The following is a 15,614-nucleotide window of genomic DNA, read 5'->3' on the forward strand; positions in this document are numbered from 1 at the left end:
GTCCCGTCAAATGTGCAGATCGGCAACGCCGGTGTCGAAATGCGGAGCCCAGAACGCCACCGATTCGGCAAGCTGGGCGACAACCTGGCGATCGGTCGGCTCGCGTTCCTTGAACGACAGCTCCAGGCAAATTTCGTTATCCTTACCGCCACCCGCGTGAAGCGCGCTCATGAGCGGCTCCGGCTGTATTCGGCCGCGTGCGTTGTACTCGGCCGTAAAGGGTCGGTGGCCGCCCTTGTCCATCAGCGACTGCTTGATGTGGATGATCGGCGAGACCCGCGGCACCGCGCGCGCCCAGGCATAGGGATCGTAGTCGTCGGCGTTGGCGCTCGTGATATCCCCGTGATCGATGTCGGCCATCATCCACATGGGCACCGCCATCCTGGCGGCACTGAGCCGCTCCTGCAGCGCCATACAGGCGGCAATCGTCTCGCCGAACTCGCGTCCGATCGACATGGGCTCCCAGAATACGAACGCGAGGCCGGCGCTCTTTGCGTGCTCCGCCACTTCGGCCCAGCAGTCAATGGCGGTCCGGATCAGGGCCTCGCGCCGGGCGGCGTCGTCGTAGTCGCGGTAGGTGAAGATCGCGAACTGGGTGCCGATCGCGTTGCCGCCGAGATCGGCGACGATATCGGCAAAGGTCTTGAACCAGTCGACGTAGTAGCGCCGCACGTCGGCGTCCGGATGGCCGAAGTGGTTGAGCCGCCCGTAAGGTCCGGTCATGCCCGACGTGATACGCACGCCGGTTCGCGTCATCGCCGCGCGCATCTGGCGCACGAGGCGCCGGTTGACGGAGGCAGGCCACGACGGATTGATGAACTCGTGCGTGAGCTGCACGTCGCGGATCTTCATGCCGTGCGCGATGGTGTCGATGAGGTCGTCGGCTTGCGCGAAGCGATTGACGAGCGGGTTGGTGTTGAGTGAAAGCGTGAAAGCCATGTTCGTTCCGTGGAGTGGTGGGATCGATCGCGTCCCGGCTCAGGCGGACATCGCCGCCAGGCGGCCATCGAACCAGACGTCGAACGCAGCCATTTGCCCGGCGCTCATGTGCAGCCCGTGCTTGGTACGCCGCGTCAGAATGTCGGGCACCGTCTCGGCCCACTCGTGCGCCATCAGATAACGGGCCTCGGCCTCGTAGAAGTTCGGCCCGAATTTCCGGCCGAGTCCTGCCAGCGAGGTCGCGGAACCGATCACCTGCGCGGTGCGCGTTCCGTAGGTCCGCACGTAGTAGCGCGCCAGTTCCTCCGGCAGCCAGGGATAGTCGCGCTGCAGACGTTCGGTGAACTTCGGCACGTCGCCGCCCTCGATGTCCCCGCCGGGCAGGGGCGCGGTGGCCGTCCAGTCGCGCCCCATCCGCGGGAACGTCGGCTGCAGATGCTGCAGCGCCTGCTCGGCCAGCTTGCGGAAGGTGGTGATCTTGCCGCCGAAGACGTTGAGCAGCGGCGCGCCGCCATTGGCGTCGAGGTCGAACGCATAGTCGCGCGTCACCGCCGAGGGGTTGCCGTTGCCGTCGTCGTAAAGCGGCCGCACGCCCGCGAAGGTCTGCACCACGTCCTCGCGCCGCGGCGGCGCCTTGAAGTACCGGCTCACGGCGGCCAGCAGGTATTCCACTTCCGCTTCGTCGATCGACACGCTTTCCGGCGCACCGTCCCAGGGAACGTCGGTGGTGCCGATGAGCGCCATATCCCCTTCATAAGGATTAATGAAGATCACCCGCTTGTCGCGGTTCTGAACCAGCCAGGCGTGCGTACCCTCCCAGAACTTGTGGGTGATGATATGGCTGCCCTTCACGAGCCGCACCTTGCGCGTCGAGTGGCCGTCCGTCACGCGCCCGACGACGTCGGCGACCCAGGGGCCGGCCGCATTGACCAGCGCCCGCGCGGTGACCACGCGAGTCGCGCCGTCACGGGTGTCGCGCAGTTCCACGCGCCACGCACCGCCTTCGCGCCGGGCCGAAACGAACGCGGTCCGCGTGAGCACCCGGGCGCCGCGCTGCGCGGCATCCACGGCGTTGAGCACCACGAGGCGCGCGTCGTCGACCCAGCAGTCGGAATATTCGAAGCCCCTGCGGTACTGATCCTTGACCGGCTGACCTTCGACGCCATGGCGCAAATCCAGCGTGCGCGTTCCCGGCAGCTTCTCGCGCCCGCCCAGGTGATCGTATAAGAACAGTCCCAGTCGCACGAGCCAGGCCGGACGGTCATCGGGGCTGTGCGGCAGGACGAAGCGCATCGGCCAGATGATGTGCGGCGCAGCGTTAAGCAGTACTTCGCGCTCGATCAAGGCCTCGCGCACGAGCCGGAACTCGTAATACTCAAGGTAGCGCAGGCCGCCGTGCACGAGCTTGCCCGAGCGCGACGAGGTGCCTTGGGCGAGATCGTCCTTTTCGCACAGGATGACCGAGAGTCCGCGGCCCGCGGCATCGCGCGCGATGCCTGCGCCATTGACGCCGCCGCCGATGACGAGCAGATCCACGGTCGCGTTGTCGCTCATTGCACCACCCCCGGTTCGGCTTGCACGCCGGCATGAAGCGCTTCGGACTGAAGGCTCGCCTTCGTCTCCCCGGCCATGGCCTCCCATACCGGCTCAAGTGCATGTCGCGCCCCGCGGTAGGCGGGAAAGCGCTGCGCGTAGGTGCGCACCAGATCCGGGTCCGGCGCCTCGGCCTGCCCCAGCAGCGGCGCGACCCACTCGGCAATGCAGGCGTGCATGTCGGGGTAGACGCCCAGCGCAACCGCGGCCATCATCGCCGCCCCGGCCGCGCCGGCTTCTTCGCGCGCGGAAATCCGCACCGGGGCCCCAACCACCGCGGCCAGCACCGCGCGCAAGGCGCGCGAGCGCGTCGCCCCGCCGGTGAGCCGCAAGTCCGCCGGCATCGCGCCGCCCATGGCCGCATAGCAGTCGCGCGTGGCCATGCCCAGCCCCTCGACCACGGCGCGCAGCAGGTCCGGAAAGCGGATTTCATTGGTGAGTCCTATGAAATCCGCTCGCGCGTTGGCGTTGATGAACGGTCCGCGCTCGCCCCCTTCCGAAATGTACGGATGGTAAAGCAGCGCACCCGGCCGGCCGCGCTGCAGCCATCCGTCGATGTAGTTCACCCGGTCGCCCGGCGACAGCGTGGGGCCGAACTCCGCAAGCAGGTCGCATGCCAGGTTCAGGATCCAGTCGATATTGAGCGTCGCGGAAAGGTTCGACTGCACTTGCGCCGACATGCCCGGCATGGGCAGCGCGATGACATAGCCCGTGCCTTCGGCGTTCAGATGTACGTCGGCGTTACGCATCGCACGCATATGCATGCCGGTCGACCCGATGATCGAGCAGCTCGCCCCGGCGGCGTCGGCGGTATGGATGCCGGCGCCCAGCGCCGTGAGCACGATGTCGACGAAGCCGAGGCACACCGGCGTACCGGCCAGCAGACCCGTTGCTTTCGCGGCCTCGGGCGAAAGTTCATGGGTGACCTCGGTGCCGTCAAGAATCTCGGGCAGCAGCGCGCGGTGCGCCGTCAGTTCGAGTGCCTCGATCACGGCGTCGTCATACGTGCGGGTGCGGAAGTTGCCGAAGGTGAAGCTCGCCTCCGAGGGATCCGTTGCGCGGACCCCGGTGAGCTTCAGATACAGCCAGTCCTTGCAATGCAGCGCGACTTCGGTGCGGTCCAGTACTTCGGGCAGCGTCGCCGCCATATGCGCGAGCTGCGCGCCCTGGCCGCATGCCGCAAGCCCGGTGCCGGTCGCCTCGAAGCGGGCGCGGCTGGCCGGCTTGCCCTGCAGCCGCCGCACCGTGCCTGCGGCGCGCGCGTCGAGCCAGAGCCAGGCATCGCTCGCGGGCTCGTTGCCCGCGCCGACGAGCCAGGTGCCGTCGCCCTGCCCCGTGACCGCCACCGCCCGGGTGCGCTGCGCGAGACCCTCCACCCGGGTGCCGAGATCGCGCAGTGTGCGCGCGCAGTCTGCCCAGGTCTGGTTCAGGGACTGAAAGGCCGCGCCATCGGCCCTCGTCGCGTAGCGATTGGGGGTCGACGCCACGGCGATCTGCCGCCCGCTCAAATCGAAGGCCACCGCCTTGATGACCGAGGTGCCGGCGTCGATGCCGATCAGGAGATCGTGTCCGGGGCTTGCCATCGCGCTCACTCCACCGCTTGCGGCTCGTCGCGCAGCGCGAGCGCCGTGGCCTCGTCCGTCACGAGTCCGCTCAGGAGGCGGCTGTGCAGAACGGCGCGGATGGCGTCGACCTTTTCGGCGCCGCCGGCGATCGCCACGATGCGGCGCCCCGCCAGATCGGCCAGCGCGGGCGCAACCGTGCGCGCGGCCAACGAAGTCTGGACGGGCTTGCCGGCGTGATCGAAAAAGTGTCCAAGCAGTTCGCCCCGGCCACCTAGTTCGCTTACCTCACGAATTTCCTGCGGCTCGATCATCTGCGAGGCAACAAGCGTCGCGTCAGGATGGGCGCTGCCGATCCCGACGATCATCAGGTCCGCGTGCGCCGCGAGGTCGAATACTTCGCGCACGCCGCGCTGCGAGAGCAGCACCTCCCGGTCTTCGGCGGTATTGGCGAAAAACGGCAGCGGCAGCACGTAAGACACCGCGCCCGTTTTCTCCGCCAGCCGGTAGATCACGTCGTACGGATTCGCCGCATAGTCTCGTGTCACGCCGCCCTCGAGCGACACGAAGCGCACGTTGCCCGCGTCCATGCGCGGCATCTCGGCAACGGCGGCCGCCAGCGTCCGGCCGTGCCCGATGCCGATCACGCCGCCCTGGCACGCCGCGATCTCGCGTTGCAGAAACTGGGCCCCGGCAATGCCCAGGGCACGCAGGGGCAGGCCCACCTCGTGCAGGTCCGGCACCACCTCGCAATAGGCAAGCCCATGGCGCTCGGCAAGCTCCGTTTCCAGCACCACGCATTCCGCGATCTCGCCATCGATCGTGACCTTCACGGCGCCGCTCTGATTGGCGCGCATGATCAGCCGATGCGCCTTGACGTTGCTCACCCCAAGGCGCGCGGCCACATCGGCCTGCGTCTGCCCTGCCGCGTAATGCAACCAGGCGGCCCTGATGGCGAGACTGTCCTCGGGATCAGGTCTGCCGGCGGATTTCGTCATGTCCTCTCCAGTGCAAAAGCAGGAAATGAAATTTTTTTCACTCGCTGCATTTTTTTTCGTTGAGGCCAATATACGCGGCAAATCTTCGTCTGCCATCCGACAGAACCCTTAGTGGATATCCCTATGCTTTGACTGAGCGGCCTTGCCGAGAAATAAGTGTCGGATTCTTTTTGCGACGGAACGTCAAAGCGCTCGACCCGTTCCCGCCCCGCTCCATCGGGCGCGAGGACACAGCCCACACGCCCGCGGTGGCATAGTCCATGGGCCGGGTTTCAATGGCCACCGCCTGCTTTAGAACGCGATCGTCGTCCTCAAGCCGACAATCGCCTCGTCGCCAACGCGCTGCGACGGGTTATCCGGATTCGGGATGCCGCCCGCCGGACGGAACGCGTACTGGAAGTCGGCCTGAAGCTGCCACCACGGCGCGACCTGATACTGATAGGTCGCTTCAAGTACCGTCTCCGCGCTGCGCGACGGATAACCCGGCGTGTAGGTCCCCTGCGCGCTCGCCAGATCCTGCGCATGCGAGCCGATATGCGCATAGCCCACGGCCAGCCCCACCACGTCGTTGTCGCGGCCCTTGAACGGCGCCTTGAGCGTCACGCCCGCGTTCACGCCCAGATCGACGACGTTGCGGTCGCCCGGCGCGCCCATGATGCGCGCGAACACGCCCACCGACTGCGGGCTGTCCGCGCTGGGGCGCCAGACCATCTGGTCGGCGACGGCATAGATGCTGTAGTCGCCGCCGTGCGTCGCGGGCGCGCCCGTAGTGGCCGGGTTGGCGAGCGAGAGGCCGGTGTTGTCGTAGCCCGGATCGGCGAAGCGGTTGCTGTCGTACCAGAAGCCCAGCTTGTAAGTACCCGGCAGTCCTGAATATTTCGGATCATTCGGATTGGACGACGGCGGGTTGATCGCATACTGCACCTCGCCGATCACGAGCGCGCCGTTATGCAGATTGAACGTCGTGCCGCTGGCGTTGAGCTTCTGCGGGTCGCCCACGCCAGGCGCGGGGTTGCCGTCGAACACGCCGCCCAGCACCGTGATGGCGTCGGTGGGCGTTGCGCGCACGCGCACGCCGAGCGACGACAGCGGATACGCCGGGCCGCCCCCGGGCAGATCGACGGACGGCAGCGCCGACCAGCCGAACGTCGCGTTCATGAAAGTGCCCGCGTACTGGCTGACCATGAACTCCTGGTCGAGACTCTGCTGGCCGACCTTCACGTCGACCTTGCCGCCCGGCAGCGACTGCTGGTACCAGAGTTCCCAGAGGCGCGTGCCCGCATCGGCCTCGACACCCGTGGCGAGTTGCAGGGTCTGCAGATTGCGTTCGCTCAGGTCGGTGCCGTGAATCTGCAGCGCGGACACGTTGAAGATCCCGCCCGGCAGGCCGAACGCCTTCTGCGTGTCGACCCCGAGGCCGAACTGCGTGACGCCGTCGTACGCGCCGCCGCGGTGCGTGCCGCCGGAGAGATTGGCCATGTACTCGCTCGTTTCCTGCAGACCGAAGGTCACGCCGTAGTTGCCCATCCACGAGCGCAGGCCGCTCATGTCGCCGAAGAGGTTCGAGCGCGCCCACAGACCCGTGGGCGCAGCGTTCGACGGATCCTCGGGTGCAGCGGTGGCTGCGGGTGGCTGGGCCGGCGAACCGGCTGCTGCAGGTGCGGGTTGCGTTTCGCCGGACGATTGTGCGAACGCGGCGGGTGCGATGGCGAAAGCGAGCAGCGCGGCGAGCGAGAGCGGCGTGCCGGTCGTGAGCAGGCGAGTTTTAAGGTTGTTCTTCATGGCAAATCGAGCGACGTCGAGCCCGAACGCATCGGGCGACGAATGAATACGCGACGGCCCCTCGCAAGCGGCGTTGCGAAAGACGATCGAAACAGAGGGAGCGTGCTGCAGGCGGACAGGCTTCTGGCCTGTCACGAAGGAAGCGCGCTAACCCGACTCAGCGAGTTAGCGGCGAAAGGAGCGGTGCTTGAGGGACCGCTTTGCGGGACCCCCGAGCGCCCTTTGCGGCTATCTCGCGAACATATCGCCGGCGCAAGCCGGCATCGGACTTCCACTACTGGAGCATGTGTCCACGAGAGACTCCTTTCTTTGAGACGGGCGCATTGTATTCGCCACTTCCACCAAACCGCAAGTAAAAAAAGCATCGAATGAAATCGCAGTGCGAAATATCCGGCAGGCATTCCGTGAGCAGCCGGAAAGGCCAGCCACGCGGCGCCATGGCGAATGCATCCGGTTCGCATTCAGCGCGCGCGGCGCGGCTTGCCATGCTTTCTGAACGGCTTCATTGTCGGGCGGATGAAAGACTAAATCCCGTCATTGCGTACCGTATTGCCGCCATAAAAAATACCTTGGCTCTGCTTAGGGAAACGTGTTGACTTGTGCTTTCTCCGTCACTAGAATCCGCCCATCTTCACAACCGGGGCCCACGCCGTGGACTCTTGCAGTAGTCGATCTTCGATCTGTTTTTCTGCCTGACCGGCCAGACGTCCGCGCCCTTCTTTACGCCGCCGTCCCGCCATCATCAGGCAGACGGTGCGCGCCATCGCTTCACCCCCCGTGCACCTTTTGAATTAGCGCCATCCGGACGCCGGGTTCGTGCGCACACGCCTTTCGCGTGCTGCCTGCGCGCCCCGCTCCGCTGGCGTCGTGTCGCGAGCCGCCGCTCGCGGCCGCGTTCGCTCGCGCCCGCCGTTTCTGTTCGCAAAACGGGCGCGTGGTTCAACACGCGCGTTGCCAACGCGCGGCCAACCGGAAAAGGAGCCGTAATGCCCGACAGTGACAGTCATCCCTTATGCCGCTTACCTCACATTCAACTGGGGAAAGCAGGCGGACGGCTGCCGCGCCCATGATGCGCGGGTGATCCGTGTCCGCCGGCTTTCCGCGATTTACGCGTCGAACCCGGCGCACGGAGCACTCACATGCATTTCGCCCTCCTTCTTTCGAATCTGCCGCACATGGAAGAGTCGCGCAGCCACTACGCCAGCTTTCTTTCGTGGCAGCCACGCACGGCGTCCTCTCGCTTCGGTGCGTTCTGGCAACGCGTGAAGGCATTCGCCTCCTGATTCCGCACGCCCCTCCGCCATACGCAAACCGGTGCTGTACGTGAATCAGGAAATGGTGCTGCGCCTCGGCGCCGTGACCGGCGTGGGCCACGCGCGGCTCATCTTCGAGCGCTTCGGCAAATTCTGGGGCGCTTTCAGCGTGATCGACCTGTTTCTGCTCAACGCGCTCACCATCGTGACCGAGTTCATCGGCATCACCTTCGTGCTGGACTTCTTCGGCGTTTCGAAGGTGGCGGGCGTGTGCATCGCCGCCGCGCTCGCCATGGCTGCGGTCAGCACCGGCAACTTCCGGCGCTTCGAACGCTTCGCCGTGGGCCTGTGCCTCCTGAGCCTGCTGCTCGTGCCCGTACTGGTGACGATTCACCCGCCGGTCGGCCAGATGGCGCGCGACATGTGGCGCATGCCGCCGCTCGACGAATTGCCGGCGCCGAACCTCACGCTCAGCAAGCGTGTATGGATGGGCGTGCTGCGCGGCTATCTGTTGATTGCGGTCGCGCTCGTCGTGGTGAAGGTCGTGCAGATGACCTTGCTGAAGTAAGCGCAAGCGGGCGCGCTCATGCGTATGCCCGCAAATGAATGGCGGCGCAGAAGGGGCTTGCAAGCGCGTTCGACTCTCTCTATAATTCGCGCCTCGACAGGCTCGTAGCTCAGTTGGTTAGAGCACCACCTTGACATGGTGGGGGTCGTTGGTTCGAGTCCAATCGAGCCTACCAACGAATCAAGTAGTAAAAATCAGGTAGTACTTCGCAGGCGGTACTTCGGCAATGACGCAATCCCTCGCGGGACTGCGTCATTTTCGTTTGTGCATTGCCTTTGCAGCCTTTTTGCGGCCTTCTTATTCCGCGCGCACGCGCACACCGTTCAACTCGCCCACAACGTCGAACAGATGCGGCACGTACTCGTCGCCGTGGCCCAGATTCGTCGCGAGCAGATAGAGCTGGCGCGCCGCTTCCGCAACGATTGCGGTCGAAGCCTGTTCGCCGGCCAGACGTGCATACGCACGCATATCCTTCAGCGCATTGCGCAGCGCGAACTGCTGCCCGCTGTCGTCGCCCTCCAGCACGTACGGCACGATGCGGTCGAAGGTCCGGCTATGTCCGCCGCTCAAGCGGCACAGGGCGGCGAACTCGCGCAGGTCCACCCCCGCCTTCGCCGCCGTGCCGAATGCTTCGGCCAGCACCGCGGCATTCGCCTGCGCGATGAAGTTGTGAATCAGCTTCGCGCGATAACCGGAACCGGCCTGGCCGAGATGATGGATCGTCTCCGCGTAGGTTTCGAACAGCGGCCGCACCGTCTCGACCACCTCGGTCTCGCCCCCCACGAGCACATTGAGGCGGCCTTCGCGCGCCTCCTTCGGCGTGCGGTTGACCGGCGCGTCGAGAAACTGCGCGCCGCGCGCAGCAAGCGCCGTGGCCGCTTCCTCCGCGAACTCGGGGTCGGCGGTCGTGGCGTCGATCACGATCAGTCCAGGATGCGCGCCGGCCAGCAAGCCGTGCTCGCGCGTGAGCACGTCGCGCACCTGCGGCGTGCCGGTCACGCTGATCAGCACCACGTCCACGTTGCGCGCCAGTTCCTCGGCCGAAGCGGCCTCGGTCGCGCCGCGCGCGACGAGCGCGTCCACGTTCGCGCGGCTGCGGTGCGCGAGCACCGTCAGTGCGAAGCCGCGCTTCAGGATGTTGTGCGCGATCGCATCGCCCATCAGCCCGAGGCCGATCACGCCGACACGCCGGATACGTTCTGGAATCTCGATCTGGTTCATGGTTGGCAGCGCCGCCGTCACACCGGCAGCTTCCTCTGATAGTTGATAAGCAGTGCGCACAGAATCTGGAAGCCGGCCACCGCGACGAAGAACATCAGGGCAAGGAAATACGAACCCGTGTGCTGCACGATGTAGCCGATGAAGATCGGCACGAAGATGCCCGCGATATTGCCGACGAAGTTCATGATGCCACAGAGCGACCCGGCGCGTTTGCGCGTGGCGAGCATGGCCGGCGTGGCCCAGTTGCAGCCGCCGCACCAGCGCACGAAGAAAAGCGCCACGCAAAGCAGGGCGACGACGACGGCCGGCGAGCCGGCATACGCGACCACGCACATCGAGGCCGCCACGGCCGCGGCGCCGATCACCATCATCGTGCGATAGACGAGATTCGCGCCGGCGCCCGCCATCTTCCAGCGGTCGGCAATCCAGCCGCCGCAGATCTCGCCGATGAAGCCCATCAGGAAGATCAGGAACGTCGCGTTGCCCATGGACTTGAGGTCGAAACCGTGCGCCTTGTACAGGTAGCTCGGCAGCCAGGTCATCAGGCCGTAGAAGATCAGGTTCGTGCAGGTGTGGCTCATGCACATGCCCCACACCGAACGGTAGCGGAAGAAGCTCAGCAGCGACGATCCCGCCTCGGCCTTCGGTTCGCCGCGATCCTCCTCGGCCAGCGCCGCTTCGATGTACGCGACCTCGGCGTCGTTGATGCGCGGATGTTCGCGCGGCGTATTGCGGATGTACCACCACGCCCAGATGCCGCACAGGACCGTGCCGATCCCGGCCACCGCGAAGGCCGCGCGCCACGAACCGAACCAGCCCATCAGCAGTGCCGTGACGATCGCGCCGACACCCGAGCCGAGCGCCGACCCGCCGTCGATCAGCGAAGCGCCGCGCGTGCGCTCGTTCTGCGTGAGCCACATCGCGTTGAGCTTGCCGCCGGCCGGATAGATGGGCGCTTCGCTGACGCCGAGTCCAAAACGCGTGAGCAGCAGCGTGAACCAGCCGACGCTCACCGCGGCGATGCCCTGAAAGAAGCCCCACCCGATCGTCGCCGCCGCGATCACCACGCGCGGCTTGAGGCGGTCGGCCAGCATGCCGGACGGCACCTGCATGAAGAGATAGGTCCAGAAGAACGCGCTCAGGATAAGCCCCTGCTTCTCGGGCGTTAGCTGAAACTCCTGTGCAATGCTCGGCATGGCGACCGAAAGCGCGGCACGGTCGATATAGTTGAGCGATACGAGCATCAGCAGCAACAAAAAGATCTTCCATCGCGTGCTGGACATGCGGACTGCGGCAACCTGCGTGGCTTCCATTTAGCCTGTCTCCTTCATGGGTACGGCAATGCGTCGTATGCGCCGTTATGCGGCGTCTGTGGCGCGCTGCGGCTTGCCGTCCACGAGCCGGTTCAGGCCCAGCGGATTGGCGGTGTGCAGCGCGGGCGGCAGAAGCGCTTCGGGCAGATCCTGGTAGCTCACGGGCCGCAGAAAGCGCGCGATCGCGAGGCTGCCCACCGAGGTCGTGCGGCCGTCCGAGGTCGCCGGATAAGGTCCGCCGTGCACCATGGCATGCCCGACTTCCACGCCCGTCCCAAAGCCGTTCGCCAGCAGGCGGCCGGCCCGCCGTTCGAGCGCGGGCAGGAACGCGCGTGCGCTTTCGTAATCGCCCGCGTCGACGTGCAGCGCGACCGTCAGTTGTCCTTCCAGACTTTCCACGAGGTCGAGCATGCTCTCCGCGCCCGGGCAGCGCACGATCAGCGCAGCCGCGCCGAATACCTCTTCCTGCAGGTGCGGATCGGCGCGGAACGACTCGGCGCTCGTCGCGAACAGCGCTGCCTGGCCTCGATTGCCTCCGACAATCGAGAGCCCGCGCGCCAGCGTCGTCACCTCGCGATGGTCCGCGAGACGCGCAACGCCCGCCTCGTAAGCGGCGTGAATGCCGGGCGTGAGCATCGTTGCGGCCTCGATGCCGGACAGCGCGTTCGATGCGGCCGCAACGAAGCGGTCGAGACCCGGTCCGTCCACCGCGATGATCAACCCCGGATTCGTGCAGAACTGACCGGCGCCGAGCGTGAGCGACGCGGCGAACGCCGTACCGATCGACTCGGCGCGGGCCTCCAGCGCCGCCGGGAACAGCAGGACCGGATTGATGCTGCTCATCTCGGCATAGACGGGGATCGGCTCCGGCCGCGCAGCGGCGAGGCCCATCAACGCCACACCGGCGCGGCGCGAGCCCGTGAAACCGACGGCCTTGATGCGCGAATCCTTCACGAGCGCCTGCCCTACCTCGATGCCCGCATCGAAGAGCAGCGAGAATGTGCCTTCGGGCATGCCGCAGTCCGCCACCGCCCGCTTCACGGCGCCGCCAACGAGCGCGCTCGTACCGGGGTGCGCGGGGTGCGCCTTCACGATCACAGGGCAGCCCGCCGCAAGCGCCGAGGCGGTATCGCCGCCCGCCACGGAAAACGCCAGCGGAAAGTTGCTCGCGCCGAACACGGCGACCGGCCCCAGCGCCACATGGCGCAAACGCAGATCGACACGCGGCAGCGGTTTGCGCTCGGGCTGCGCCGGATCGATGCGCACGCCGAGCCAGTCGCCGTCGCGCACCACCTGCGCGAACATCCGCAACTGGCCGACGGTCCGTCCGCGTTCGCCTTCCAGGCGCGCGCGCGGCAGGCCCGTCTCGGTCATGCAGCGTTCGATCAGCGCATCGCCGAGATCGAGAATGTTCTGCGCAATCGCTTCCAGAAATGCTGCGCGCGCTTCGAGCGGGGTTTCGCGGTACGCGTCGAGCGCGTTCCATGCGAGCGCGCAGGCCGCCTCGACATCCGCCGGCGTCGCGCCGCCAAACGCGGGTTCGAGTACGGCGCCGCTCGCCGCCTCGACGCCGCGGATCGCGCCGTTCGTGCCGGGCACGGCCCGCTGCCCAATGATCAAACCAGTCGGAATCGACATGTCAACGTCCCCAGTGCAAAACGAGTGGATCGAGACGACGCGCGACCCGCAAGAGGCCCTCGCGCGTCGCGGGATGAACGGGCGCGAGCGGACGGCGCAGCGCCGCGGAGCGGATCACGCCCCCCTCTTTCATGAGTTCCTTGCACGCCGCGAGGCCGCATTGGCGGTTCTCGTAGTTGATGAGCGGCAGCCATCGCTGATAGAGCTCGGCCGCGCGTTCGGCATCGCCTGCCGCATAGGCGTCGACAATCGTGCGTATGCCGTCGGGGTAGCCGCCCCCCGTCATCGCACCTGTTGCGCCGGCTTCGAGATCCGCCATCAGCGTGATCGCCTCCTCGCCGTCCCACGGCCCGATCACCGCATCGCCGCCCAGCTCGATCAGCTCGCGCAGCTTCGCCGCGGCCTGCGCGGTTTCGATCTTGAAGTACGAGACAGGCTCGATCTCGCGCGCCATCTTCGCAAGAAACGCAGCCGAAAGCGGCGTGCCCGCCACCGGCGCGTCCTGGATCATGACGGGAATATCGATTGCGTCCGAGACTTCCGCGAAGAAGCCGAACACCGCACGCTCGCTCACGCGGATGGTCGCGCCGTGGTACGGCGGCATGATCATGACCATCGCCGCGCCCGCGTCCTGAGCCGCTCGGCTGCGCGCCGCGCACACGAGCGAGCTGAAATGCGTGGTGGTCACGATCACCGGCACACGGCCCGCGACGTGTTCGAGCACGGCGTGCATGACGGTGTCGCGCTCGGCGTCGGAAAGAGCGAACTGCTCGGAGAAGTTCGCAAGAATGCAAAGACCGTTGGAGCCCGCGTCGATCATGAAATCGACGCAGCGCTTCTGGCCGTCGAGGTCGAGCCGGCCGTCATCGTCGAAGATGGTCGGAACGACGGGGAACACGCCTTTATAGGGCGCCTGGGGAGTAGTCTTCATGATGGATTCGGTTCGTTGTTGCCGGATGCCGCCCGCGTTTTCATGCTTCGCATTCCTGAGTCACAAGCCACGCGAAGCGGCGCATGGACTGCGCGGGCACCCGGCTCGCGTCCCGGTACCCGCACCGCAATCAGGTAATCGCGCCAATCTGCCAGGGCACGAATTCGTTCTGTCCATAGCCGTGAATCTCGCTGCGCGAGCGCTGGCCGGACGCCACGTCGAGCATGAGCTGAAATAGTTCGGCGCCCACTTCCTCGATCGATTTCTCGCCCGCGAGAATCGGCCCGCAGTTCAGGTCCATGTCGTCCTGCTGGCGCTGCCACAGCGCCTCGTTGGTCGCGATCTTGACCGAGGGTGTCGGCGCGCAGCCATACGCGGAGCCGCGGCCCGTCGTGAAGCAGATCAGGTTCGCGCCGCCCGCCACCTGGCCCGTCGCGGAGATCGGGTCATAGCCGGGCGTGTCCATGAACACGAGCCCCTTTGCCGTGACCGGCTGCGCATACTCGTACACGTCGACGAGGTTCGTGTGGCCCGCCTTCGCGATGCCGCCCAGCGATTTTTCGAGCACGGTGGTGAGACCGCCCGCCTTGTTGCCCGCCGAGGGATTGTTGTCCATCGCCGCATGGTTGCGCGCGCAATAATCCTCCCACCAGCGAATGCGCTCGACGAGCTTGCCCGCCACTTCGGGGCGCTCGGCCCGGCGCGTGAGCAGGTGTTCGGCGCCGTAGATTTCAGGCGTTTCGGAAAGAATCGCCGTGCCGCCGTTCGCCACGAGCAGATCGACGGCCGCGCCGAGCGCCGGGTTCGCCGAAATTCCCGAGTAGCCGTCCGAGCCGCCGCACTGCAGGCCGACGACGAGATGCGAAGCCGGCACCGGTTCGCGGCGCACGTCGTTCGCCTGCGCGAGCAGGCTCTCGATGCGTTCGATGCCACGCGCGATCGACTTGACGGTGCCGCCCGCGTCCTGGATGTTGTACGTGCTGAGGCGGCCGGACGCGACCATGTCCTCCAGATGCTGCTTCTCGACGAGCCGCGTGATCTGGTTGGTCTCGCAACCCAGCCCGATGACGAGCACCGCCGCGAAGTTAGGATGAATCGCGTAGCCGCCCAGCGTGCGCTGCAGGATAGCGAGCCCTTCGCCTTCGGCGTCCACCGCGCAGCCCACGCCATGCGTGAGCGCGACCACGCCGTCCACGTTCGGGTAGGCGGCGAGCGCTTCGGGATGAATGTCGCGGCGGAAGTGGTCCGCGATCGCACGCGCCACCGTGGCCGAGCAGTTGACCGAGGTGAGGATGCCGATGTAATTGCGCGTCGCGACGCGTCCGTCCGGGCGCACGATGCCCTCGAAGGTCGCGCCCGTTGCGACATAACGGGTCGGCTTCGCGTCTTCGCAAAACGCGTAGTCGCGCTGAAACTCGCCCATCGCAAGGTTGTGCGTATGCACATGCTCGCCGGGTGCGATCGGACGGCTCGCGAAACCGATGACCTGGCCGTAGCGGCGCACGGGCTGGCCCGGCTCGATCGCGCGAACTGCCACCTTGTGGCCGGCGGGAATGAGGCCCGTCACGGTCACGCCCTCGCCGGGCAGCACCGCGCCGCCAACAAGCTGGGAACGGGCGATGACCACATCGTCGTTACGATGCAACCGGATGATGGGGGAAGTCGAGTTGAGGCGAGCCGTTGCGTCGCTGAGTGTTGCCATTGTGGTGTTCCAGGAAGGCGCGGGAGCGCCGGAGACCGTCTCCAGCCGAGACTATACGGGCCGCCTTTCGCACCTGTATATTGAGAAATTTCCATCTTGTGATCGCTTCTACGA

Annotated in this window: 11 protein-coding genes, 1 tRNA gene and 1 pseudogene; 3 read left to right on the forward strand and 10 right to left on the reverse strand. The window is 66.4% G+C overall.

Annotated elements, in window-relative coordinates; genetic code table 11:
* Window positions 1–6: 6 nt before the first annotated feature.
* The 5 genes from WJ542_RS22990 to WJ542_RS23010 form a co-directional block, all read right to left on the reverse strand.
* Window positions 7–939 (reverse strand): sugar phosphate isomerase/epimerase family protein, encoded by a 933-nt coding sequence (locus WJ542_RS22990; RefSeq protein WP_411191785.1) that lies wholly within the window; start codon window positions 937–939, stop codon window positions 7–9.
* A gap of 39 nt (window positions 940–978) precedes the next feature.
* Window positions 979–2,493 (reverse strand): glycerol-3-phosphate dehydrogenase, encoded by a 1,515-nt coding sequence (locus WJ542_RS22995; RefSeq protein ID WP_411191786.1) that lies wholly within the window; start codon window positions 2,491–2,493, stop codon window positions 979–981.
* Window positions 2,490–4,115: an FGGY-family carbohydrate kinase gene (locus WJ542_RS23000; RefSeq protein WP_411191787.1), complete on the reverse strand. Its 1,626-nt coding sequence runs from the start codon at window positions 4,113–4,115 to the stop codon at window positions 2,490–2,492. Before WJ542_RS23000 ends, WJ542_RS22995 begins: the two co-directional genes overlap by 4 nt.
* A gap of 5 nt (window positions 4,116–4,120) precedes the next feature.
* Entirely contained in the window at window positions 4,121–5,092 is a 972-nt protein-coding gene (locus WJ542_RS23005) for a sugar-binding transcriptional regulator (RefSeq protein ID WP_411191788.1), read from the reverse strand.
* Window positions 5,093–5,383: 291 nt separating this feature from the next.
* The gene (locus WJ542_RS23010; RefSeq protein WP_411191789.1) at window positions 5,384–6,874 is read right to left on the reverse strand and encodes a carbohydrate porin; all 1,491 of its coding nucleotides are present in this window, start codon (window positions 6,872–6,874) and stop codon (window positions 5,384–5,386) included.
* Between the two features lie 1,139 nt (window positions 6,875–8,013).
* Between WJ542_RS23010 and WJ542_RS23015 the strand changes: the two genes are divergently transcribed.
* The 3 genes and pseudogenes from WJ542_RS23015 (at window position 8,014) to WJ542_RS23025 (ending at window position 8,870) form a co-directional block, all read left to right on the forward strand.
* On the forward strand, window positions 8,014–8,157 hold the full coding sequence (locus WJ542_RS23015) for a hypothetical protein (protein ID WP_411191790.1): 144 nt from the start codon (window positions 8,014–8,016) through the stop codon (window positions 8,155–8,157).
* A gap of 28 nt (window positions 8,158–8,185) precedes the next feature.
* A pseudogene (locus WJ542_RS23020) lies at window positions 8,186–8,554 on the forward strand (divalent metal cation transporter); the annotation flags it as partial.
* A 239-nt stretch (window positions 8,555–8,793) separates the two neighbouring features.
* Window positions 8,794–8,870 (forward strand) — tRNA-Val (locus tag WJ542_RS23025).
* A 122-nt stretch (window positions 8,871–8,992) separates the two neighbouring features.
* On the opposite strand, the gene WJ542_RS23030 is transcribed toward WJ542_RS23025, so the two are convergent.
* The 5 genes from WJ542_RS23030 to WJ542_RS23050 all read right to left on the reverse strand — a co-directional run bounded on the left by WJ542_RS23030 (window position 8,993) and on the right by WJ542_RS23050 (window position 15,500).
* On the reverse strand, window positions 8,993–9,916 hold the full coding sequence (locus WJ542_RS23030; protein ID WP_411191791.1) for an NAD(P)-dependent oxidoreductase: 924 nt from the start codon (window positions 9,914–9,916) through the stop codon (window positions 8,993–8,995).
* A 17-nt stretch (window positions 9,917–9,933) separates the two neighbouring features.
* Window positions 9,934–11,229: an MFS transporter gene (locus WJ542_RS23035; protein ID WP_411191792.1), complete on the reverse strand. Its 1,296-nt coding sequence runs from the start codon at window positions 11,227–11,229 to the stop codon at window positions 9,934–9,936.
* 45 nt (window positions 11,230–11,274) lie between these two features.
* Complete coding sequence (locus WJ542_RS23040) at window positions 11,275–12,867, reverse strand: aldehyde dehydrogenase (NADP(+)) (RefSeq protein ID WP_411191793.1); 1,593 nt, start codon at window positions 12,865–12,867, stop codon at window positions 11,275–11,277.
* A 1-nt stretch (window position 12,868) separates the two neighbouring features.
* A complete protein-coding gene (locus WJ542_RS23045) occupies window positions 12,869–13,798 on the reverse strand; it encodes a dihydrodipicolinate synthase family protein (RefSeq protein WP_411191794.1) in 930 nt (309 codons plus the stop codon).
* Between the two features lie 130 nt (window positions 13,799–13,928).
* Entirely contained in the window at window positions 13,929–15,500 is a 1,572-nt protein-coding gene (locus WJ542_RS23050; protein ID WP_411191795.1) for a UxaA family hydrolase, read from the reverse strand.
* Between the last annotated feature and the right edge of the window lie 114 nt (window positions 15,501–15,614).

This window comes from Paraburkholderia yinzeri (genome assembly GCF_046581065.1).
Classification (GTDB): domain Bacteria; phylum Pseudomonadota; class Gammaproteobacteria; order Burkholderiales; family Burkholderiaceae; genus Paraburkholderia.

What these genes read in the sequence shown, in the direction of transcription:
- WJ542_RS23050 (WP_411191795.1), bottom strand. Translation starts at nt 15,500, where the DNA reads ATGGCAACACTCAGCGACGCAACGGCTCGCCTCAACTCGACTTCCCCC.
- WJ542_RS23035 (WP_411191792.1), bottom strand. Translation starts at nt 11,229, where the DNA reads ATGGAAGCCACGCAGGTTGCCGCAGTCCGCATGTCCAGCACGCGATGG.
- WJ542_RS22995 (WP_411191786.1), bottom strand. Translation starts at nt 2,493, where the DNA reads ATGAGCGACAACGCGACCGTGGATCTGCTCGTCATCGGCGGCGGCGTC.
- WJ542_RS23045 (WP_411191794.1), bottom strand. Translation starts at nt 13,798, where the DNA reads ATGAAGACTACTCCCCAGGCGCCCTATAAAGGCGTGTTCCCCGTCGTT.
- WJ542_RS23040 (WP_411191793.1), bottom strand. Translation starts at nt 12,867, where the DNA reads ATGTCGATTCCGACTGGTTTGATCATTGGGCAGCGGGCCGTGCCCGGC.
- WJ542_RS22990 (WP_411191785.1), bottom strand. Translation starts at nt 939, where the DNA reads ATGGCTTTCACGCTTTCACTCAACACCAACCCGCTCGTCAATCGCTTC.
- WJ542_RS23015 (WP_411191790.1), top strand. Translation starts at nt 8,014, where the DNA reads ATGCATTTCGCCCTCCTTCTTTCGAATCTGCCGCACATGGAAGAGTCG.
- WJ542_RS23000 (WP_411191787.1), bottom strand. Translation starts at nt 4,115, where the DNA reads ATGGCAAGCCCCGGACACGATCTCCTGATCGGCATCGACGCCGGCACC.
- WJ542_RS23030 (WP_411191791.1), bottom strand. Translation starts at nt 9,916, where the DNA reads ATGAACCAGATCGAGATTCCAGAACGTATCCGGCGTGTCGGCGTGATC.
- WJ542_RS23010 (WP_411191789.1), bottom strand. Translation starts at nt 6,874, where the DNA reads ATGAAGAACAACCTTAAAACTCGCCTGCTCACGACCGGCACGCCGCTC.
- WJ542_RS23005 (WP_411191788.1), bottom strand. Translation starts at nt 5,092, where the DNA reads ATGACGAAATCCGCCGGCAGACCTGATCCCGAGGACAGTCTCGCCATC.